At 42.2% G+C, this 20,425-nt stretch carries 20 protein-coding genes; 5 read left to right on the top strand and 15 right to left on the bottom strand.

The features are described from left to right. Positions 1 to 113 precede the first annotated feature (113 nt). The 8 genes from J2W55_RS25445 to J2W55_RS25410 form a co-directional block, all read right to left on the bottom strand. On the bottom strand, positions 114 to 1,298 hold the full coding sequence (locus tag J2W55_RS25445) for a M20 metallopeptidase family protein (RefSeq protein WP_310103264.1): 1,185 nt from the start codon (positions 1,296 to 1,298) through the stop codon (positions 114 to 116). Beyond that, complete coding sequence (locus tag J2W55_RS25440) at positions 1,291 to 1,755, bottom strand: SPOR domain-containing protein (RefSeq protein ID WP_310103261.1); 465 nt, start codon at positions 1,753 to 1,755, stop codon at positions 1,291 to 1,293. The genes J2W55_RS25445 and J2W55_RS25440 overlap by 8 nt, the downstream gene beginning before the upstream one ends. 55 nt (positions 1,756 to 1,810) lie before the next feature. After that, complete coding sequence (gene secA / locus J2W55_RS25435) at positions 1,811 to 5,119, bottom strand: preprotein translocase subunit SecA (protein ID WP_310103258.1); 3,309 nt, start codon at positions 5,117 to 5,119, stop codon at positions 1,811 to 1,813. A gap of 171 nt (positions 5,120 to 5,290) precedes the next feature. Beyond that, positions 5,291 to 6,214: a bifunctional riboflavin kinase/FAD synthetase gene (locus J2W55_RS25430; RefSeq protein WP_310103255.1), complete on the bottom strand. Its 924-nt coding sequence runs from the start codon at positions 6,212 to 6,214 to the stop codon at positions 5,291 to 5,293. A gap of 77 nt (positions 6,215 to 6,291) precedes the next feature. Then, the gene (truB, locus tag J2W55_RS25425; protein WP_310103252.1) at positions 6,292 to 7,011 is read right to left on the bottom strand and encodes a tRNA pseudouridine(55) synthase TruB; all 720 of its coding nucleotides are present in this window, start codon (positions 7,009 to 7,011) and stop codon (positions 6,292 to 6,294) included. Positions 7,012 to 7,186: 175 nt separating this feature from the next. Beyond that, positions 7,187 to 7,981 carry an undecaprenyl-diphosphate phosphatase gene (locus J2W55_RS25420; protein WP_310103249.1) on the bottom strand — a complete coding sequence of 265 codons (795 nt, stop codon included), beginning with the start codon at positions 7,979 to 7,981 and terminating at the stop codon, positions 7,187 to 7,189. Between the two features lie 97 nt (positions 7,982 to 8,078). Further along, a complete protein-coding gene (locus tag J2W55_RS25415) occupies positions 8,079 to 8,357 on the bottom strand; it encodes a DUF3098 domain-containing protein (RefSeq protein WP_310103246.1) in 279 nt (92 codons plus the stop codon). 44 nt (positions 8,358 to 8,401) lie between these two features. Next, the gene (locus J2W55_RS25410; RefSeq protein WP_310103243.1) at positions 8,402 to 9,280 is read right to left on the bottom strand and encodes a cell division protein FtsX; all 879 of its coding nucleotides are present in this window, start codon (positions 9,278 to 9,280) and stop codon (positions 8,402 to 8,404) included. 223 nt (positions 9,281 to 9,503) lie between these two features. On the opposite strand from J2W55_RS25410, the gene J2W55_RS25405 reads away from it, so the two are divergent. Then, entirely contained in the window at positions 9,504 to 9,707 is a 204-nt protein-coding gene (locus tag J2W55_RS25405; protein WP_310103240.1) for a hypothetical protein, read from the top strand. Between the two features lie 17 nt (positions 9,708 to 9,724). Here the strand turns inward: J2W55_RS25405 and J2W55_RS25400 are convergent, their stop codons facing one another. From J2W55_RS25400 to J2W55_RS25390, 3 genes are all read right to left on the bottom strand, one after another. Then, positions 9,725 to 11,524 carry an ABC transporter ATP-binding protein gene (locus tag J2W55_RS25400; RefSeq protein ID WP_310103237.1) on the bottom strand — a complete coding sequence of 600 codons (1,800 nt, stop codon included), beginning with the start codon at positions 11,522 to 11,524 and terminating at the stop codon, positions 9,725 to 9,727. A gap of 158 nt (positions 11,525 to 11,682) precedes the next feature. Next, entirely contained in the window at positions 11,683 to 12,483 is an 801-nt protein-coding gene (gene truA, locus J2W55_RS25395; RefSeq protein WP_310103234.1) for a tRNA pseudouridine(38-40) synthase TruA, read from the bottom strand. Positions 12,484 to 12,601: 118 nt separating this feature from the next. Further along, positions 12,602 to 13,132 carry a DUF892 family protein gene (locus tag J2W55_RS25390; RefSeq protein WP_310103231.1) on the bottom strand — a complete coding sequence of 177 codons (531 nt, stop codon included), beginning with the start codon at positions 13,130 to 13,132 and terminating at the stop codon, positions 12,602 to 12,604. Between the two features lie 133 nt (positions 13,133 to 13,265). Between J2W55_RS25390 and J2W55_RS25385 the strand changes: the two genes are divergently transcribed. Then, positions 13,266 to 13,733, top strand: coding sequence for a DUF4293 domain-containing protein (locus tag J2W55_RS25385; RefSeq protein ID WP_310103229.1), 468 nt, complete (start codon positions 13,266 to 13,268; stop codon positions 13,731 to 13,733). 118 nt (positions 13,734 to 13,851) lie between these two features. On the opposite strand, the gene J2W55_RS25380 is transcribed toward J2W55_RS25385, so the two are convergent. Continuing rightward, complete coding sequence (locus J2W55_RS25380) at positions 13,852 to 14,640, bottom strand: class I SAM-dependent methyltransferase (protein ID WP_310103227.1); 789 nt, start codon at positions 14,638 to 14,640, stop codon at positions 13,852 to 13,854. A gap of 218 nt (positions 14,641 to 14,858) precedes the next feature. Between J2W55_RS25380 and J2W55_RS25375 the strand changes: the two genes are divergently transcribed. Next, positions 14,859 to 16,697, top strand: coding sequence for a DEAD/DEAH box helicase (locus tag J2W55_RS25375; protein ID WP_310103224.1), 1,839 nt, complete (start codon positions 14,859 to 14,861; stop codon positions 16,695 to 16,697). A 423-nt stretch (positions 16,698 to 17,120) separates the two neighbouring features. Here the strand turns inward: J2W55_RS25375 and J2W55_RS25370 are convergent, their stop codons facing one another. Genes J2W55_RS25370 through J2W55_RS25360 form a run of 3 tightly spaced genes read right to left on the bottom strand, consistent with a single transcriptional unit; the run spans position 17,121 to position 18,839 of the window. After that, positions 17,121 to 17,450 carry a hypothetical protein gene (locus J2W55_RS25370; protein ID WP_310103221.1) on the bottom strand — a complete coding sequence of 110 codons (330 nt, stop codon included), beginning with the start codon at positions 17,448 to 17,450 and terminating at the stop codon, positions 17,121 to 17,123. 40 nt (positions 17,451 to 17,490) lie between these two features. Then, positions 17,491 to 17,802, bottom strand: coding sequence for a hypothetical protein (locus tag J2W55_RS25365; RefSeq protein WP_310103218.1), 312 nt, complete (start codon positions 17,800 to 17,802; stop codon positions 17,491 to 17,493). A 29-nt stretch (positions 17,803 to 17,831) separates the two neighbouring features. Next, complete coding sequence (locus J2W55_RS25360; RefSeq protein ID WP_310103215.1) at positions 17,832 to 18,839, bottom strand: NAD(P)H-dependent glycerol-3-phosphate dehydrogenase; 1,008 nt, start codon at positions 18,837 to 18,839, stop codon at positions 17,832 to 17,834. A gap of 128 nt (positions 18,840 to 18,967) precedes the next feature. Between J2W55_RS25360 and J2W55_RS25355 the strand changes: the two genes are divergently transcribed. Both J2W55_RS25355 and J2W55_RS25350 read left to right on the top strand, forming a co-directional pair. Next, positions 18,968 to 20,161 (top strand): hypothetical protein, encoded by a 1,194-nt coding sequence (locus J2W55_RS25355; RefSeq protein ID WP_310103211.1) that lies wholly within the window; start codon positions 18,968 to 18,970, stop codon positions 20,159 to 20,161. Positions 20,162 to 20,219: 58 nt separating this feature from the next. Further along, positions 20,220 to 20,381 (top strand): FeoB-associated Cys-rich membrane protein, encoded by a 162-nt coding sequence (locus J2W55_RS25350; RefSeq protein ID WP_310103208.1) that lies wholly within the window; start codon positions 20,220 to 20,222, stop codon positions 20,379 to 20,381. Positions 20,382 to 20,425: the final 44 nt, after the last annotated feature.

Raw genomic sequence — 20,425 nt, 5'->3', positions numbered from 1 at the left:
TATTTTTTTTATCACTGTTGATAGATGTACAAAAATTAAAAAAATGCCCCCCGCACATTGCCTTTCATGAAAGATGCCGAAGTAAACCCGGTATCACTCATTGCCTGCGAATATTAATTCCCAAGTTGCTTTATGGCCAGGTAGGCCATTAAACCTGTGCTTATTTTAAAGGCGTCTTCCTCAATATCAAAAGTTGGGGTATGTACTGACGAGGTAATGCCACGGCTCTCATTACGTGTACCTAAACGATAAAAACAAGAGGCCGCCGCTTGCGAGTAATATGCAAAATCTTCCGCAGCCATCCAGATATCCAGGTCAAGTACATTCTCTTTACCTAAATAATCTTCTGCATAGCCACGTGTAGCCGCCGTTAACTTTTCTTCATTGATCAGGAAAGGGTATCCCCGCATAATAGTGAATTCGCAACTGCCCCCCATACTTTCTGCAATGCCTTCGGCCATTTTTTTCATGCGTTTATGGGCTTCTTCACGCCATTTTTCATCCAGCGTACGGAATGTACCCTCCAGATAAACTTCATTCGGAATCACATTGGTGGCGCCATTGGCAATTACCTTACCAAATGACAATACCGACGGGCTTTTTGGATCGGCAAAGCGACTTACCACCTGTTGTAACGCGGTTAGTATATGGGCGGTAATAATTACCGGATCAATATTTTGTTGTGGTTGCGCGCCATGACCGCCCCTGCCCTTTACAGTAACATAAAGCTCATCAGTTGAGGCCATATATTTACCTGCCCTGAAACCTACCTTACCTGCATCAATTAAAGGCATTACATGCTGCCCAAATACCGCTTGTGGTTTTGGGTTTTCCAACACCCCTTCTTTGATCATGATACTGGCCCCTCCGGGCAGCTTTTCTTCGGCTGGTTGAAATATCAATTTTATTGTACCGGCAAACTGGCTTTTTAACTCCGTTAAAATACGGGCCGTGCCCAATAATGATGATGTATGCACATCATGGCCACAGGCGTGCATTACCCCTACGTTTTGCGATTTATAAGGTACATCATTAGCCTCGGTAATAGGTAAGGCGTCCATATCCGCACGAAGGGCTATCACATTATTTGATGGCTTATCGCCTTTTATCAGGGCTACCAAACCGGTATCAGCCATTTTGTGATATTCCAAGCCCAATTCTTCCAGTTTGTTGGCTACAAAAACAGAGGTTTGCAACTCATGGAATGAAAGCTCCGGATGGCTGTGTAAATGGCGGCGGTTGGCCACCACATCATCAAATATTTTATTAGATAACTCCTGTATTTGCTGTTTAATCATTATCGGTATCAGTTTTGGGCAGGTTTATTTTTTCAGATATAATGAACAGGCTCGAAAATGAAGTCCGAAGCTCCTGCATTAACTTTTCAGCTTCCAGACGTGTCCTGAAATCGCCGGCGCGAACCTTAAAATTGGGTTCGCTGTAAATGATATACGTCCGCAATTCGGGGTATTCACTTTGCAGCCGCGCTTGCGCATTATAAGCGTCCTTACGATTTGATCCGCTAAATATTTGCACACGGTACCCGTACGATGAAAATGCCGGCGTTGTGCCAACTTGCTTATTCAATTCAAATCGTTTGGCTATCAGGGTATCAACGAGGGGATCTTTAATTACCTCAACCCTGCCCCGGGCTTGCTGGGCAAAGGTTGGGACTGATGCTGTTGCCAGCACAAAAAAAATGCAGTATTTGATGAGGGCTGATTTAGCTTTATGATCAAATACTGCTGTTTTCATAGTTTTATATAAACCGTCATTGCAAGGCACGAAGCAATAACGTGGTGTTGAACTCTTAATTCTGTCCTACGCCGTGACAGTTTTTATATTTTTTCCCACTTCCGCAAGGACATGGATCATTACGACCTATTTTGTTCTCGGCCCTAACCGGGGTAGCCTTTTGCGGTTCACGGAAGTCATCCATCGGCAAACCACTACTTTCGCTTACCAGTTCAGGTTTTGAAGTTTTCATTTTACGCAAATCAAGCTTAGGCTGTGGTTTGGCTTCTTTCACCTCTTCGGCCTGTTGCTGAACCGGGATGCCACCTCTGAACAAGAAACTCACGATTTCTTTGTTTACATTAGCCAGCATTCCTCTAAATAGTTCAAAAGCTTCAAACTTGTAAACCAATAAAGGGTCTTTTTGCTCATAAACCGCATTCTGAACAGATTGTTTTAATTCATCCATTTCGCGCAAGTGCTCTTTCCAGGCATCATCAATCAGGTACAGGGTTACGTTCTTTTCAAACGATTTGAATACTTCAACCCCATGATTATCTACCGCCTTTTTAAGCGGAACAGAAACCTGTATACCGTGTATACCATCACTAAATGGCACCACTATATTTTCTACGTACTGGCCGCGGGTATCAAACACGTCTTTTAACACAGGGTAAGCCTGCTGGGCTACCGCCTCTGCCTTGCGTTTGTAAAAGTCCATTACGGTTTGGAAGGTCCTGTCAGTAAGGGCAGGAATGGATGTTGCCGCAAACTCATTGATATCTAATTCAATATCAACCGAAAACAAGCGAATGATCTCTAATGTAAACCCTTCGTAATTGTTGGTTTCTTTATATTCGGTAACAATATCTTCAACAACATCAAAAATGGTATTGCTTAAATCAACGTCAAGGCGTTCGCCAAACAGTGCATTCTTACGCTTGGTGTAAATAACGGTACGCTGTGAGTTCATCACATCATCATACTCAAGCAAACGCTTACGGATACCAAAGTTGTTCTCTTCTACCTTTTTCTGCGCACGCTCAATTGATTTAGATATCATGGAGTGCTGTATCACTTCGCCCTCTTCAATACCCATACGTACCATCAGGTTTGATATACGCTCTGATCCGAATAAACGCATCAGGTTATCTTCTAACGATACAAAGAACTGGGATGAACCCGGGTCGCCCTGCCTGCCCGCACGACCACGCAACTGCCTGTCAACCCGGCGCGATTCGTGACGTTCGGTACCTACAATGGCCAAACCACCGGCGTCCTTAACGCCAGGCCCTAATTTTATATCTGTACCACGGCCCGCCATGTTGGTAGCAATAGTTACCGTACCAGTTTTACCGGCTTCGGCCACAATGTCGGCCTCTTTCTGGTGCATTTTGGCATTCAGTACATTATGTTTAATGCCGCGCAGCTTGAGCATACGACTCAGTAATTCAGAAATTTCCACTGAGGTTGTACCTACCAGTACCGGTCTGCCGGCCTCTGTAAGCTTAACTATTTCTTCGGCAACAGCATTATATTTTTCACGCACAGTACGATAAACAAGATCTTGCCTGTCATCACGGCTTATTTTGGTGTTGGTTGGTATCTCAACCACATCAAGCTTGTAAATTTCCCAAAACTCACCTGCTTCTGTTACGGCCGTACCTGTCATACCGCAAAGCTTATGGTACATCCTGAAATAGTTTTGCAGGGTAATAGTAGCAAATGTTTGCGTTGCATCCTCTACCTTTACATTTTCCTTAGCTTCAATAGCCTGGTGCAAACCATCAGAGTAACGGCGACCATCCAATACACGGCCAGTTTGCTCATCCACAATTTTCACCTTCCCTTCGTCCAAAATATATTCAGTATCTTTTTCAAAAAGGGTATAAGCCTTTAATAGCTGGTTAACCGAATGTATACGTTCTGATTTGATCGAAAAATCGCGCATTAATTCATCTTTACGAGCAATTTTTTCTTCTGCGCTCATACTTGATTTTTCGATCTCTGCAATTTCGGTACCTACATCAGGCATCACAAAAAAGTGAGGGTCTTCGCCCGAAGCAGTGATCAGTTCAATACCTTTTTCGGCAAGCTCAACCTGGTTATTTTTTTCGTCGATAACAAAGTAAAGTTCGGCATCAACCTTAGGCATATCCTTGCCCTGATCCTGCATATAATGATTTTCAACCTTTTGCAAAATTGTACGGTTGCCACCTTCACTCAAAAACTTGATCAGAGCTTTGCTTTTCGGCAGCCCCCTAAAGGCTCGCAGTAAAGCCAGCCCTCCGCCATCAACATCGGCATTGCCTTCATTAATTGCCTTTTTAGCTTCGTTCAGTACACTATTAACATAGGTTTTTTGCGCGTTAACCAAACGCTCAATGCGCGGTTTTAGCTCATAAAACTCATGCTCATCGCCACGTGGTATAGGGCCTGATATAATCAAAGGTGTACGGGCATCATCAATCAACACCGAGTCAACCTCATCCACCATTGCGTAATGTAATTTGCGCTGCACCAATTCTTCCGGGCTACGTGTCATATTGTCACGCAGGTAATCAAAACCGAATTCATTGTTGGTACCAAAAGTAATATCCGCCAAATAAGCGGCACGGCGCTCTTCGGAGTTTGGCTCGTGTTTATCAATACAATCAACTGATAAACCATGAAATTCGTATAGCGGCCCCATCCACTCACTATCACGACGGGCCAGGTAATCATTCACCGTTACAATATGAACACCCTGACCGGCAAGTGCGTTTAAGTATGCAGGCAGTGTGGCTACCAGCGTTTTACCTTCGCCTGTGGCCATTTCAGCTATTTTACCCTGGTGCAGTACAATACCGCCAATTAGCTGAACATCATAGTGTACCATATCCCAGGTTACCTCATTACCGGCAGCAAGCCAGGTATTGTGGTGTATAGCCTGATCGCCTTTAATCACCACATTACTTTTTCTTGCGGCAAGTTCGCGGTCAAACCCGGTAGCTGTAACTTCAATGGTTTTGTTAGCTGCAAAGCGGCGGGCAGTTTCTTTTACTACCGCAAAAGCTTCGGGCAAAATGTTTAACAATATATCTTCCAGCTCTTTATTTCGGTCTTTTTCCAGTTTGTCCAGCTGGGTATAAAGCTCTACCTTTTCGCTCACATCCATATCCAGTTCGTTTTCAGTGCGGTCTTTAATAGCTTGTATCTCGCTATCAATGCCTGAAAGCCCCTGGGCTATGGTTTCTTTAAAATCTATGGTTTTAGCTCTAAGCTCATCATTGCTGATGTTGTCGAGTTTTGCAAATTCAGCCTTAATTTTTTCAACTATAGGCTGTATCCCTTTTACATCCCGTTCTGATTTGCTTCCAAAAAGCTTACTGATAAAATCTAACATATTAATTTGATATGATCCTACAAACTCAACAATTGCGCCAAGGCAACTGTCAGAGCCATATTGACAGGTAAAGGTACGAAACCCCCTCTAAATCTCCCCCGATTGAGGCGACTTTTTAAAAAAACTAAGATTAATGCTTAAAAGCTCTCTCAAAAAGGGAAAGTTGGTGGGTTATAACAATGCCAGCACATCTTCCCTGTCTTTTGCCAACTGTACTTTAAGCTCATCAAGAGAGGCAAATTTAATATCACCGCGTACGTAATGGTGAAAATCCATACGGATGGGCTGGTTATAGATCTCCTTATCAAAATCAAATATATTTACCTCAATATTGCGGGTAAGGCCATTTACTGTAGGGCGGCTGCCTATATAAGCCATGCCTTTATACCCAATGCCGGCAACATGCACTGTTACAGCAAAGATACCGTCGGAAGGGATGAGCTTGTAAGTTTCTGCGATCAGAATATTGGCCGTTGGATAGCCCAGCTGCCTGCCAAGCTGATCGCCGCGGGTTACTGTACCCGTAATAAAAAAGGGATATCCCAAAAATGAATTGGCCAGGTCTATCTGTCCGTTTAATAAGGCTTTCCTGATGCGGGTTGAACTGATGGCCACCTCGTTTATATCCTGCTCGGGTATCTCGGCTACATCAAACCCATAAACCGGCCCAAGCCTTAGCAGGTCGTCAAGGCCGCCCTGCCTGTCTTTACCAAAACGGTGGTCATAACCTATTACAATCTTTTTGGTGCCTATTTTATTCACCAGCACGTCACGGATATACTCTTCGGCGGTCTGATTTGAAAAATCTCTTGAAAACGGTGTAATGATCAAATGGTCAACCCCTAAAGCTTCCATCAATTGCGCCTTTTCGGTAATGGTAGTGATCAGTTTCAGACTTTCATCCTCAGGGTGCAATATCATGCGCGGATGCGGAAAAAAGGTTAAAATAACCGTTTCGCCATCTGTGCTATCGGCCAGTTCTTTTATCCCTGAAATTATTTTACGGTGACCAATATGTACCCCATCAAAGGTTCCGATGGTAACTACTGCATTTTTTACCGCTGTAAATTCGTCAATGTTATTGTAGATCCTCATTTTATGAGTAAAAACACAAAGTTAATTTTTTAGTTGACCGTATTAAACCAGGCGGGTATTTTGACGTAAAAATGTATTTACTCTGTCGCCGGTTCATTTGCTTTTAGTTCCCTTATCATATTTACCAACTCCATTACCTCCCAGGCATCAGCAACCTGGTAGCTACCGCTGCGTGTGCGCCTTAATTTTGAAAGATATGCCCCGTTATTCAACGCCGCTCCGAAATCATTTATTAGCGAACGGATATAGGTTCCTTTGCTGCAAACTACCCGAAAATCAACCTCCGGCAGTTCAATACGGGTTAGCTCAAACGCCGTAACGGTCACGTTGCGTAAACGTTTCTCCACATCTTCGCCCCGGCGCGCCTTTTCATACAAACGTTCACCATCAATTTTTACAGCCGAGTGCGCAGGTGGATATTGCTGTATATCCCCAATAAACTGTTCGCAGTTATTACGCAGCTGATCTGGTGTAAGTTGGCTGATATCAAATTTATTATCAGGCTCGGTCTCCATATCGTACGATGGCGTGGTAGCGCCCAATGTCATGGTGCCTGTATATTCCTTTTCTTCGGCTTGAAAGGTATCGATCTGTTTGGTCATTTTACCGGTACAGATGATGAGCAACCCTGTAGCCAGCGGATCAAGCGTACCTGCATGACCCACTTTTAATTTAAGGGGTTTAAATGTGTTGCGTATCTTACCTACAACATCAAAGCTTGTCCATTTGTAGGGTTTATTAACCAGCAGCAATTGGCCTTCGGCAAATTCTTCTATTTTGGTATAAGTTTTTTTCAATATGGATAATTTTGCCCCGACCGTGCGGGATTCGCGGCAAAGGTAGGATTTTTGCCCGAATCAGAATTTCGGGCTTTAATATGAAGAAGATTGTCGCCATTTTCTATCCGGCGGCAATATACCCTGTAACAACACAGCGCGAACAGATTCTTCGCGTTATAACAGAGATACGATTTTAAATAGTTTGTAGCTGGTGTCCGGTCAGTATCAAACCAATGATCACCGCTCCAACCACAATGCGATACCAGCCGAAGATCACAAAACCCTTCCGCTCTAAAAATGTAATGAACGTTTTGATGGCCAGCATGGCTACTATAAACGCAATTACATTGCCAATAGCCAGTAATTTAATTTCCTCGCCAGTAAATATGTGGCCTTCTTTATGGAAATCATATAGTTTTTTGGCAGTTGCCGCAAACATGGTGGGTACTGCCAAAAAGAAAGAGAACTCGGCAGCCGCGGTACGGGTTAATTTTTGCGACATACCACCTACAATGGTTGCTGCCGACCGTGATGTACCCGGAATCATGGCTAAACATTGAAAAAAGCCAATTTTAAGCGCTGTAAAATAGTTGATATCCTTCTCGGCCTTTACGGTTGGCTTATTAAACCATTTATCAACAAATAGCAATATGATACCCCCAACAAATAAGGTAATGCCTACGGTTAACGCGCTCTCCAGCAAGGCATCTATTTTTTTGCTGAACAACACCCCAAATATGGCTGCAGGGATAAAAGCTACAAGCAGTTTTACATAAAAATTAACAGATTGCAGAAACCTTTTGTAATATAAAACCACTACTGATAATATGGCGCCCAGCTGTATGGCGATAGTAAAAAGTTTAACAAAGGGATCGGCGGCTATGCCCATTAGTGATGACGCAACGATCATATGGCCGGTTGATGATACCGGTAAAAATTCTGTTATCCCTTCAATTATAGCAAGGATAATAACGTGTATGATATTCATTAGGGGTAGATGGCTTGATATGTTAAATTGAGCTGGTTACACTGTTTGGATAGGTTTAGTTTTAACCTCACCAAACACTCACAACCAATTGTTGCAATTAATTAACTGACGGCTTTTTTAAAATTGCAAAAAAGCCCAATGCAAATCCTGCCAGCACCACAATAGGGGCAATAACAATTTTGGCTGTGCTGTAGATGTCAGTTGTACCAGCCATTAATACGAAGCCCAAAGCTACTACAGCAACGCTGATGATCAATAACCGGTAGTTACTTTTATCAAATATAAATTGTACCGGCTCGGTACCTGTTGCTTTTACTGCGGGTTTAGCTTGTGCTGTTGTTTTTACAGTTGAAGCCGGTTTAAACTGTTGTGCCATATATTTTAACTGCTAAATTGTTGAGTTAGTGTCTTGTATTTAAACTATCTATATAGATCGTATATTTTTAAACGTAAAAATTTGTTGACCGCCAAAAAGGTGCTAAAGGCCGAAATGAATATACCTATTCCTATAACTCCTAAAAACACGATGCCAAACTCGGTTTTATTTTGAAGTATTACCAGGTCAGGAACCTGCCTGTATGCCAGATAAAGCGTGCCTATTAATAAGATAATTGCTATCAACCCTCCCAAAAGCCCGTGCCACATGCCATAAAACAAAAATGGTTTGCGGATAAAGCCTTTTGTCGCTCCCACTAACTGCATTGACTTGATGAGGAAACGCTGCGAGTAAATAGCCAGTCTGATGGTATTATTAATTAACGCCACTGACAATACTACAAATATGCCTGCAAATACCAGAATGACCAAGCTTATTGAACCAACATTCTGGTTCATCTGATCAACCAGAGATTGCTGATATTTTACCTCTTTAACCAAAGGGTTCTTCAACAAATCGGCCTTAAATTTTTCAATATCTTTGTTATTGGTGTAGTCGGCTTTCAAATAAACATCAAGTGATTGCGAAAGCGGGTTATAGCCTAAAAACTTCACAAAGTCCTCGCCCAGATCCTTTTGCAGGTTACGTGCGGCCAGTTCCTTGCTTACATACTGGGTTTGTTTAACCATGGGGTTACCATCCAGCTGTTTTTGTAATTGCAAAACATCGGTTTCGTGCGCGGCATCATCAACAAAAATATTAAGTACTATATTTTCTTTTACATAACGCGAAAGATTGTTAGCATGTACTAATATAAGGCCAAGGAGCCCTACCATTACCAATACCATGGCAATACCAAATACGGTAGATATGTATATGGTCTTTGTTTTTTTTGACGATGCACTTGCTTCAAATTCTTCCATTCTGTATAGATATGAGATGTGAGGTTTTAAATATGAGATGATAACCGCTCATACACAACCACCCACCCGGATTTGTGCGAAATTAAGAAACACGCCTTAAAGGTAAAAGTTTATTAGTTATAAATGTTGTTTATTAGCGCATTCACGATGCAGTTTTAACATTTATTAACGTCTTTATCTATACAAAATAAACAAAAACCTTCAATTAATTGTTAAAAAATGCATGACAAAGCCAGCAAATTCACCAAACAAACCATCACCTTCGGACACACCAACCGACCGGCCTAATGACAATGGCGGCAAAAGCAAGGTGCGCAAAGAAGACCAACAATACCATGCCGACAAACCCCACCGAGGAAACATCGCTAAAAAGCATGAGAAGGAGGAGCAGCCTGTTTACCCGATAAAAAATCCGCCTAAAGATTAAAGTTTATATGCACGTTCCTACCGTGCGATCCCTGCCGAGTTAAACTGCAGGTCATAGAGTTTGCGGTAGTGACCATTTTCAATTTTAAGGAGTTCCTGGTGGGTTCCGCTTTCCATGATCTCGCCGTGATCAAGCACAATGATCCTGTCGGCGTTTTGTATGGTAGACAGTCGATGGGCTATTACAATGGCAGTACGCCCCTGCATTAACTTGTTAATAGCGTTTTGTATCAGTATCTCGGTCTCGGTATCAACTGATGATGTGGCTTCGTCAAGAACCAAAATTGCCGGATCATACACCAAAGCCCTGATAAATGATATGAGCTGAGACTGCCCTGCCGAAAGTGTTGAGCCCCTCTCCATCACATTATAATCATAACCACCGGGCAGGCGTTCAATAAATTCATGCGCGCCAACATCTTTAGCCGCGGCGATGATCTGCCCGCGTGTGATAGCCTCATTGTTCAGGCTGATGTTGTTGGCAATGGTATCGGTAAACAAAAACACATCCTGAATAACGGTTGCTATCTGCGAACGCAAAAACTCTACCTGGTAATCGCGTATATCATGCCCGTCAACCTTTACGCTGCCTTTGCCAATTTCATAAAAACGGTTCAGGATATTAATGGTGGATGATTTACCAGCGCCGGTAGCACCAACCAGGGCCAGTGTTTCGCCGGGTTTTACATGAAAATTAATATCCTTTAAAACCCAGTTCTCATCGTTATAAGCAAACCAAACTTTGTTAAACTCAATATCGCCCCGCAACCTGCCGGTGTTTATCCTGCCGGTATCAACAGCCACCTCATCGGTATCCAGCACTTTAAATATCCTGTCGGCGCCCACCATACCCATTTGCAGGGTATTAAACTTATCGGCCAGCTGGCGTATCGGTCTGAACAGCATGTTGAGCAGTACAATAAAACTGGTAATTACACCGGGGGTTATACCGCCTGGTTTTGCCGATATCGCGGTAAGCTGACTGTCCGACAGCATTCTTTTACAGCCATACCATACCAGCAGGCCCATGCAAATGGCAAACAAAATTTCAACAACCGGAAAAAATATGGAATAGTACCAGTTAGAGCGAATGTTGGCATCGCGGTATTTTTTGTTAACCGCCTTAAACTTGCGCATTTCCTGGTCTTCGCGGGCAAACAGCTGTATAATCCCAATCCCTGAGATATGCTCTGCCAAAAAAGTATTTAAACGCGCTACCTGTGTACGCACTTCCTGGAAAGATGATTTTATGGCCTCTTTAAAAACATAAGTTGAGGCAAACAGGAACGGCATCGGGATCAGCGTAATAAGCGCAAGTTTCCAGTCCTGGTAAAGCATAAAGCCAATAACGGCAAACACCAGCAACATGTCGCCCATTATCGAGATCAGGCCTTCTGAAAAAATATCGGCGATGGTTTCAAGGTCAGATACGGTGCGGGTAATAAGCATGCCGATGGGCGTGCGATCAAAGTATTTAAGCCTTAAACTGGTAATGTGATTAAAAATATCAATACGCAGATCACGTATAACAGACTGGCCCAGCGTATTGGTTAAATAGGTTTGATAATATTGCGCCGCGGTTTGTATAATGAGCTGCGCTACCATAAGCCCCGTCATAAAAACCAGGCCGTCGTAATTGTCATTCAAAATATCAACATCAAGTGTATGTTGAATGAGCAAGGGCTGCGCCAAGGCGCTAACCGCCAAAAAAATAGTTAAAAACCCGGCTGTTACAAACATGCCGTTATACGGTTTTACATACCGCATAACCCGCTTTAACAGTTTCCAATCAAGTGCTTTACCGGTTACTTCAGACATTTTTTATTTTGGATTTCGGATGTTCGATTTCGGTTTTATAAAATTATACATTTCTTAATTAGCTTTTTTTGCAAAATTTTGCAATCTGACATTAACAATCGAATAGTTTTTCAATAACAAATTCCGAAATAGAACATCCGAAATCCGAAATCATTAAACTACAGATAATTGTACTTCACTTCTGTTAAATACAAACCGCAGGCCGGCACACTGGTGCCCGCGTTTGAGCGGTTCTTGCTTTCAATAATTTCCCGAACAGCATCCGGCGGCATCTCCTTTTTGCCCACCATCATCAGCGTACCAACTATGGCCCTTACCATGTTACGTAAAAACCTGTCGGCCGAAATATGGAAAACCATACCCTGATCCGTTTTTTCCCACTCGGCTCTGCTTATTTTACAATTATTGGTTTTAACTTGTGTATTTGACTTACTAAAACAACTAAAATCGGTATATTCCATAATAATGGCGGCGGCCTGGTTCATCAGTTCCATATCGGGCACATCACGCACCAGCCAGGAGTATCCATGTAAAAAAGGGTCCTTATGAAAATGGAGATGGTATTGATATGACCGCAGGGTGGCATCAAAACGGGCATGTGCATCTGCATGTACCGGGATAATATTTTTTATCGCGATATCAGGAGGGAGAATAGAATTAAGCCCCCGAAGCTTTGATCCGTGATCACCGGCATGTGGTTCTGTTTCCGTTTTGTTATTTTGGCCGGCAAACAATAACCCGTTTGCCTCTTCAGCATCAAAATGTGCAAAAAACTCGCGCGCGTGCACACCGGTATCTGTACGCCCGCAGCCCGTGGTTTCAATTTCCTGCCGTAAAATGGTAGTCAGGGCCTTATTTAATAGTTCCTGTACGCTTACAGCATTTTGCTGTATCTGCCAGCCATGATAGCTGGTACCATCATAAGCCAGTTCAATAAAATAACGTTGTTTACCAGTCACGCCGCAAAGTTAGTAATATAGCGGATAAGGGCATTCATTAATTGGTCAAAGTAAATTCACGAATGACGATTATACCCTACCGATATAGCTGCCCAAAGACCGTCCGATTACCCCATTGTTAAGGGGCGGGTTCGCTGATGTATTCTTTGTAAATAGATTCAAACATGATCTTGTCTTCAACTGCCTGGTTAAAAGGCTTGTCTAAAAAGGTATTGCTGTAGCCAATTGCTTTTGCCAGGTTTTTCAGCACTTTAAAATAGGTAACCTCAATACCCTCAATCAACTGCAGGTAAAAAACTATGAACACATCACGCTCCATTGGTGTTTTACCGGCTTTTATAGCCGATATATAAGCCTCAAGCGTCATGGCCTTCATGCCTAAAACACTGGTCTTTGACTGATCTTCATTAATTGAATTAAATATGCCATCCAGATGCTGCAGTTGCTTATGAGCATCCTCATTACATTCCTGTATGGCATTTTTTAAAAACTTCAGTGTTGCCAAACCCTGAATTTCCTCAAAAAAATGTATTAAGTGCTGTTTGCCGCAGTAAATACTGTTCAGGTGCTCAAGGAATATTTTTTTTAAATGTGTGTCCTCAAATTTCACATCCTGAGGCGATAGATGATTAACGGGGGGCTGGGTCATCGCGAAATAATTAATCAGAAATAATTTATAAATATAACTGTATTAATTATCATTCAAAGCAAATTTTCCATTCAATAAAATGCTCCGCGGCAATAATTTAAAACAATTATATTTGCCTTATAATTTTTATACTATGCTGCAACGTATTCAAAGCATTTACCTTTTGTTTGCCAGCCTTGTGCTGTTTGCCCTCTTCTTTTTTCCACTGGCCCATAATGTATATGTTGACAGCAAGCCTGTAAGCGTAATGGTTACCGGTATTTTTCAGGACATGAATGGCGCTCAACAATACACCGAGCATTTTACGGCGCTTACAGCTATAACGGCCATTGTTGCCCTGGTGCCTTTGGTCATCATATTTTTATATAAGAACCGCAAACAACAGATAGCCATTTGCTATAGCGCCATATTGGTATTAATTGGTTACAGTTTTTGGATGGCGCAAACGGTTAAAAAAGCAATAGGCAGCGTTCAGCTTGATTCCCGTACTATGGGCATAGGGTTGTTCCTTACCTCGTTAAGCATTGTTCTCCTTATCCTGGCCGCCAAAAGCATACAACGGGACGAAAAGCTGGTTAAATCTGCAGACAGGCTGAGGTAATTAGCACTAAGCCGCAGTAATCAGATTGTTGCCGCTTATTGCAGAGCCTAAATAACTTTATAAATCTTTAAAAATGCCCGGCATGTAAAAAGCCTGATGCCGGTTTATGTATACCGTATTACGAATAATCAAAGCTTCCCTTTTTAAATGGTAGTTTAAAAAAAGCAAGCACCACGTTGGCTATATGCTTTAAGCGGTACCTTAAGTTCTTGGTAACAAGTGCCATACCATGAGCCTCCAGGTTCATTGGCGGTGTTTTGATGGTTCCGGTTTGCGATGCCGAGGGCTGCGGCGTTGGCCGCTTTTCAACTACCACAATAGAATCATAATAATGTACAGAATTTACCGAGCGGGTAAAAGAGCTAACGGGTAATGATTTTTCGACAGAATGATAGGCATTTAACTGATCAATGAAATTTTTGGAGTATTCGATAAAGCTGCCACGCCTTTTATGACCGCCGCCGTATCTTAACCAGTACGAAGTATGAACGTCTTCGCAAAGATATACGCCATCAGGCTTCACATGGTCAAAAAGCTCTTCGTATGATACAATTTGCTGCAGCATGGTATGGCCGCCATCATCAATTAAAATATCAATAGGTGGAATTTCCTGTTTTACCTGTCTTAAAAACTTGCGGTCGGTTTGCGAGCCTATAAATACCTTAATATTCTCTTCTTCAACGGCTTTACAAGCCGGGTTTATGTCCATTCCATAAATTTTGGCCCTATCGCCAAAGTAATGCTTCCACATTTGCAAACTGCCGCCATGCAGGGTGCCTATCTCCAGTATCACAATATCCTTGTTTCTGTATTTACTAAAATGCCTTTCATAAACATCAAAGTAATGCGCCCATTTAAATATTACCCTCTTGTTATTATTGTTAAAATATAATTCCAGATCGTTCATTATTACTTCATTAACGGCTTTAAACCTACATAAAAAACCCGGTTGCCAAAAGTTAAATTCAATTAACGTTACGGCATATTGCGCTATTGTAGCTTAACTATCAAATTATCAAACTATTATCAATTTTTTAAAAATATGTTACTCTATTTGATTTGAAAAATATAATAGCTATCTTTGCGCCCGATTTGGCGATGTTGCCAAATTCGTTATTTTAATTCATGAACCCATTTATTCAACTGGGAATCCGTCATGATATTGTTAATGCCATCTCTGAGTTAGGATTTGAAAATCCTACACCAATCCAGGAACAGTCAATTCCGGTATTGTTAACAGGCAGCAACGATTTTGTCGGATTAGCCCAAACCGGGACCGGTAAGACTGCTGCCTTTGGCCTACCATTATTAGAGCTGTTGGATTTCGAAGAAAATCATCCACAGGCGCTTGTTTTATGCCCCACACGTGAACTTTGTTTACAGATCACGAACGACATTAAAAATTACGCCAAGCAAATGAACAACGTTCACGTTGTTGCCGTTTATGGCGGTGCAAGTATATCAGATCAGCTACGCCAGATAAAACGCGGCGTACAGATTGTTGTGGCCACACCAGGCCGTATGCTTGACATCATTAACCGCAAGGCCATAGATTTTTCGCAGGTAAAATACGTAGTATTGGATGAAGCTGATGAAATGCTCAACATGGGCTTTCAGGAAGACATTGATAATATCCTATCTACCACGCCCGACGAGAAAAAAACATGGCTGTTCTCAGCCACCATGCCTGCCGAAGTTAGGCGGATCGCCAAAAAATACATGGAGAATCCGTTTGAGCTTACCATGGGCACAAAAAACACCGGCAATGCCAACATTGAGCACGAGTACTATGTAGTGCGTGCCCGTGACAAGTATGCCGCTTTTAAACGTATTGTTGATTTTAACCCTGATATTTTTGGTATTGTATTTTGCCGTACTAAAATTGAAACCCAGGATATTGCAGAAGCCCTGATTAAAGACGGTTACAATGCCGATTCTTTACACGGCGACCTGTCGCAACAACAGCGTGATAAGGTAATGAAACGTTACCGTGAGCGCAACCTGCAATTATTAATTGCTACTGATGTTGCCGCCCGTGGTATTGATGTTAATGATGTTACCCACGTTATTAACTACTCATTGCCTGACGAGGTTGAAAACTACACCCACCGTAGCGGCCGTACAGCCCGCGCTGGTAAAACCGGTGTATCAATTGCTATTGTTAATGCTAAGGAATTAGGTAAAATCCGCCAGATTGAACGTGTTATAGGTAAAAAGTTTGTTAAAGCCGAAATACCTACAGGATTTGATGTTTGCGAAAAACAACTGTTTTCAATAGTACATAAAGTACATAACGTAACAGTTAATGAAGAGCAGATTGAACAATACCTGCCACGTATACTTGAAGAGTTTAAGGATTTTAGCAAAGAAGATTTTATAAAGCGTTTTGCTTCAATTGAGTTTAACCGCTTCCTTGACTATTATAAAAATGCACCCGACCTTAACGCGAGCTTTGAAGAAGGCCGCCGCGACGAACGTTCTGACCGTGGCGACCGTGCTTCGGGAGGTAAATCAGCATATACCCGTTTATTTATAAACCTGGGTTCTGTTGATGAATTTAACCGCGGCGATCTGTTGGGTTACATTTGCAGCACTACCAAAATAAGCGGCCGTTCGGTTGGTAAAATTGATGTTAAAGGTGTTTATTCGTTTTTCGAGGTTCCGCATGAGGATGTTGAAAAAGTAATGAGCAGCTATAAGGATATTGAATTTAAAGGCAGGCCGGTAAGGATAGAAGTATCCGGAGAAGGCACCAGTGATAACCGCAGCAGCGGATACCGTGGCGGCGACCGTCGTGAAGGCGGATACCGTGGTGGTGGTGAGCGCCGTGAAGGCGGTTACCGCGGTGGCGATCGTCGTGAAGGCGGATTCCGCGGCGGCGAAAGAAACAACACCGGTGGCGGTTTCCGTGATTTTTCGGGCAAGAGCCGGGAAGATCGCCCTGAACGCCGCAGAAGATTTTAATTCAAAGAGTCGGAAAAACAGACTCATGATTCAGGATAAAAAAGGTTCAATTAATAAGTTCCTTTCCTGATTCCGGGTTCTAAATTTCTTGATTCTGGCAAAGATAGTTTTCATACGCTTCTCTGGTAAGGAAGCATTAGTTTTAGTTTAGTTTTGTTAACAGAGCCTTCAGTTGCACCCGCAGCATGAAGGCTTTTGTTTTAACAGCTAATTTGAAGTTTGGCTCAGTATTAACCTATTGCTCTTAAGGTCTGGCTCTCAAAAGGCTATTTATAAAAAACAGGCCGCCACTGAGGTACGAAGCCCCTTCTAAATCTTCCGGCAGGAAAATCTCGCTTTACGCCCTCGCCTCTGGGCAAGGGTTGGTTAGGGCTTCATACCGCACGATGACGGGTGAATATGGTGTTCCTTTGGAAGTTTAAATTAACGGGAAAACTCAACAATGTCCGAGTCGGGGTAAAATAAAATAAGCTTATGATCGTCAAGGTTTTTGATCAGGAACTTGGTAAAAGGCCGGCTACCCTCGTATGATGTAAAGATAGTATCGTTCTTTACAAAATAATCTTCAGTAACGGGCTTGCCGTCGTCCATGGTAAAACCTTTGTCGGTTATTTCCAATTTCACATCACCGCTTTTTGACTGCCATTTGCCTACCAGTTTTTTATTCACCGGATATGTAGGCTCAGATCCGCAGGCAAGGGTTAGCAATACCCATCCAAATACCGGTATAATTAAAGCTTTTTTATTCATCATGCGTTTTTTATACCCGTACCAGCTTTGCCGAATTTATTATTTACTGGGCCGGTTTATCTTTCAGGTCAGCTTTTTTCACATACACCCTGTGACCTTTTTTATTTATATAGTAATAATACGAATTTTTATCAATGTAAATGGTTTGCCCGTCAGGACCAACCTTACTTGCATACTTTTTATCAACTACGCCGGCCGCGCCTTTGGCTGCAATTTCCGATGTTTTATGGCCCACATTTTTAGCGGTATGACTTATTTTATGTCCCAGCGTTGAATCTTTATGCGTTTGCGCAAAGGCAGGTGATATCATAAATGTTCCGGCTGCAAACAACGCTATCTTGAGTGAATTTTTCATAACTGATTGTATTTAAGTTTATTTAAATATCAACTCAATTTTTCTGCCAAATTCCTCATTTCAAGTGCCGGAGGGCTTTTTTGGTATAAAATAGCATAAACAGCATCGCAAACAGGCATATTTACATTGTATTGTTTATTTACCTGATGTAGGCAATTTACTGCATAATACCCCTCGGCTATCATATTCATTTCCAGCTGTGCCGATGTTACGGTATAGCCTTTACCTATCATATTGCCAAATGTGCGGTTGCGGCTAAACTGTGAGTAAGCGGTAACCAGCAGATCGCCCAGATAAGCCGATTCCTTAATGTCTCTGTCAATGGGATGTACCGCGTCAACAAATCTTTCCAGTTCGCGTATAGCATTTGATATCAACACAGCCTGAAAGTTATCGCCGTAACCAACCCCATGACAAATACCGCTGGCAATGGCATACACATTTTTTAAAACAGCGCCATACTCGGTTCCGTAAATATCGTCAGATACGATGGTTTTAATATAACGGGTATTGATCATAGCGGCAAATTCAGCAGCCAGCGCGGTATCCCGCGACGCTATGGTGAGGTATGACAGTTTTTCCAATGCAACCTCTTCCGCGTGGCATGGCCCGCTGATCACCATAAAATCATCAAACTCAACCCCCATTTTGCGGTTCAAAAACTCACCAATAATTAAATTTTCATCAGGCACTATGCCTTTTATGGCCGACACTACCTTTTTTCCGGCAAGGTCATCTGCTGTGATACCGCGCAGGGCTTCTTTTAAAAAGGCTGCCGGTACATTCAGCAATATAATATCAGCAGGTTGTATAAGTTCTTTTAAGTTATTGGAAATGTTTTGCGGTGGAAGTTTTATCTCAACCGAACTCAGATAATACGGATTATGGCCAAATTTGTGCAGGTGTTCTACAGCCTGCGCATTACGCATCCACCAAAAAATTTCCTTTTCTGTAGTATTATCAGCCAGCATTTTAATGTTGGCTGTAGCCCAGCTCCCTCCGCCTACAACCGTGATCTTGTTTTTTTGTTTATTCATCAAGTGATGCTGCCAGGTTTTAATTGACAAAGCAAATTAATGAAATATTATGCATACTTTTTTTGAGGAAGGACAGATGGATAAAACACAAAGGATAAAATTAAATTAATTAAGTTTGTTCATAGCATATGGATCCATCTGTCAGAAAAATATTTAACCGGGGCTTTACGGATCAAAAATACCGGGATTTCCTGAACCGGCTCAATGATAACCTGCACGCGCCCGTACCCTTCCGCGTAGCCGAAACACCTGTTTTTTTGACTGCCGCGTTCCGGGATAAACTGATAAGCGCCGGCAACGATATTATTGATACCATTTTGCAGCCAGGCTTTAAGGAGCTTACCGAACGCGCCATCCCCGATAAGTGGCGGGTGGCCAATGAGAACGGGCACCCTCATTTTATCGCGCTTGATTTTGGCATCTGCAAAGATGACGACGGCCAGATAGTTCCCAAACTGATAGAACTGCAGGGCTTCCCCTCCTTGTATGGTTTCCAGGTTCACCTGGGCAATACTTACCGCGAGGCGTTCAATATCAGCACCAATGAAACCATTTATTTTAACGGATTGGATGAGCATGCCTATATCAACCTGTTAAAAAGAACCATCCTGGGCGCGTATCAGCCTCACGAAGTGGTATTAATGGATGTAAATGCCCCCGAACAAAAAACATCTGTTGATTTTTATCTTACCCAACAGTACCTGGGCATCCCGGTTATTTCATTAAGCGATCTGCAGCAGGAAGGCAGCCAGCTTTTTTATGAGACCGACGGCCCAAAAAAACGCATCAAACGTATTTATAACAGGCTGATATTTGATGAAATAGACAATGATGATACCATATTTGACCGTGTAGTTGATATAAGGCAGCCGCTTGATGTGGAATGGATAACCCACCCAAACTGGTTCTACCGCATCAGTAAATTTACCATGCCTTTTTTAAGCGGCGATTACATCCCAAAAACACAGTTTTTGCATAAAATAAATCAAATACCTGCCAATCTGGAAAACTATGTGCTAAAACCGTTGTTCTCATTTGCGGGCCAGGGGGTTATTATTGATGTTACCGAAAGTGATATTAATAATATTAATGACCCCGAAAACTGGATATTACAACAAAAAGTAAATTATGAGCCTGTAATTCAGGCCCCTGATGGCGGTGTAAAAGCCGAAATTCGCTTGTTATATTTATGGCCCGACGGCAATACAAAGCCTACATTGGCCATTAACCTGGCCAGGCTTAGCCGTGGTAAAATGATAGGCGTACGTTATAATAAAGATTTTGACTGGGTGGGCGGAACAGTAGCCTTTATGCCCCGTTAAACTTTATACTATTTGGCACGTCTGTACGTATATATTAAAAATGTAGTATTTTTGCGACATGAATATTCAGACCATTATTGTAGTAATCCTTTTTGCCTCAGCGCTTTTTTACATCGGTCGTATGGTGTATAAAAGCCTAACCGCAAAAAAAGGCTGCGGTGGTAATTGTAAATGCGGTGTTGATTTTTCTGGTATTGAAACTGATAAAGCACATCAATAATCAGCGGTTACCATTCATTAAATCTTCATCTGTAAACAATACTT

Origin of the sequence: Mucilaginibacter pocheonensis, from assembly GCF_031456535.1 — a bacterium.
Classification (GTDB): Bacteria; Bacteroidota; Bacteroidia; order Sphingobacteriales; family Sphingobacteriaceae; genus Mucilaginibacter; species Mucilaginibacter pocheonensis.
This window is presented reverse-complemented; position numbering and strand designations above follow the sequence as displayed.

What these genes read in the sequence shown, in the direction of transcription:
- J2W55_RS25445 (WP_310103264.1), bottom strand. Translation starts at nt 1,298, where the DNA reads ATGATTAAACAGCAAATACAGGAGTTATCTAATAAAATATTTGATGAT.
- J2W55_RS25440 (WP_310103261.1), bottom strand. Translation starts at nt 1,755, where the DNA reads ATGAAAACAGCAGTATTTGATCATAAAGCTAAATCAGCCCTCATCAAA.
- secA (WP_310103258.1), bottom strand. Translation starts at nt 5,119, where the DNA reads ATGTTAGATTTTATCAGTAAGCTTTTTGGAAGCAAATCAGAACGGGAT.
- J2W55_RS25430 (WP_310103255.1), bottom strand. Translation starts at nt 6,214, where the DNA reads ATGAGGATCTACAATAACATTGACGAATTTACAGCGGTAAAAAATGCA.
- J2W55_RS25420 (WP_310103249.1), bottom strand. Translation starts at nt 7,981, where the DNA reads ATGAATATCATACACGTTATTATCCTTGCTATAATTGAAGGGATAACA.
- J2W55_RS25415 (WP_310103246.1), bottom strand. Translation starts at nt 8,357, where the DNA reads ATGGCACAACAGTTTAAACCGGCTTCAACTGTAAAAACAACAGCACAA.
- J2W55_RS25410 (WP_310103243.1), bottom strand. Translation starts at nt 9,280, where the DNA reads ATGGAAGAATTTGAAGCAAGTGCATCGTCAAAAAAAACAAAGACCATA.
- J2W55_RS25405 (WP_310103240.1), top strand. Translation starts at nt 9,504, where the DNA reads ATGACAAAGCCAGCAAATTCACCAAACAAACCATCACCTTCGGACACA.
- J2W55_RS25400 (WP_310103237.1), bottom strand. Translation starts at nt 11,524, where the DNA reads ATGTCTGAAGTAACCGGTAAAGCACTTGATTGGAAACTGTTAAAGCGG.
- J2W55_RS25390 (WP_310103231.1), bottom strand. Translation starts at nt 13,132, where the DNA reads ATGACCCAGCCCCCCGTTAATCATCTATCGCCTCAGGATGTGAAATTT.
- J2W55_RS25385 (WP_310103229.1), top strand. Translation starts at nt 13,266, where the DNA reads ATGCTGCAACGTATTCAAAGCATTTACCTTTTGTTTGCCAGCCTTGTG.
- J2W55_RS25380 (WP_310103227.1), bottom strand. Translation starts at nt 14,640, where the DNA reads ATGAACGATCTGGAATTATATTTTAACAATAATAACAAGAGGGTAATA.
- J2W55_RS25375 (WP_310103224.1), top strand. Translation starts at nt 14,859, where the DNA reads ATGAACCCATTTATTCAACTGGGAATCCGTCATGATATTGTTAATGCC.
- J2W55_RS25370 (WP_310103221.1), bottom strand. Translation starts at nt 17,450, where the DNA reads ATGATGAATAAAAAAGCTTTAATTATACCGGTATTTGGATGGGTATTG.
- J2W55_RS25365 (WP_310103218.1), bottom strand. Translation starts at nt 17,802, where the DNA reads ATGAAAAATTCACTCAAGATAGCGTTGTTTGCAGCCGGAACATTTATG.
- J2W55_RS25360 (WP_310103215.1), bottom strand. Translation starts at nt 18,839, where the DNA reads ATGAATAAACAAAAAAACAAGATCACGGTTGTAGGCGGAGGGAGCTGG.
- J2W55_RS25355 (WP_310103211.1), top strand. Translation starts at nt 18,968, where the DNA reads ATGGATCCATCTGTCAGAAAAATATTTAACCGGGGCTTTACGGATCAA.
- J2W55_RS25350 (WP_310103208.1), top strand. Translation starts at nt 20,220, where the DNA reads ATGAATATTCAGACCATTATTGTAGTAATCCTTTTTGCCTCAGCGCTT.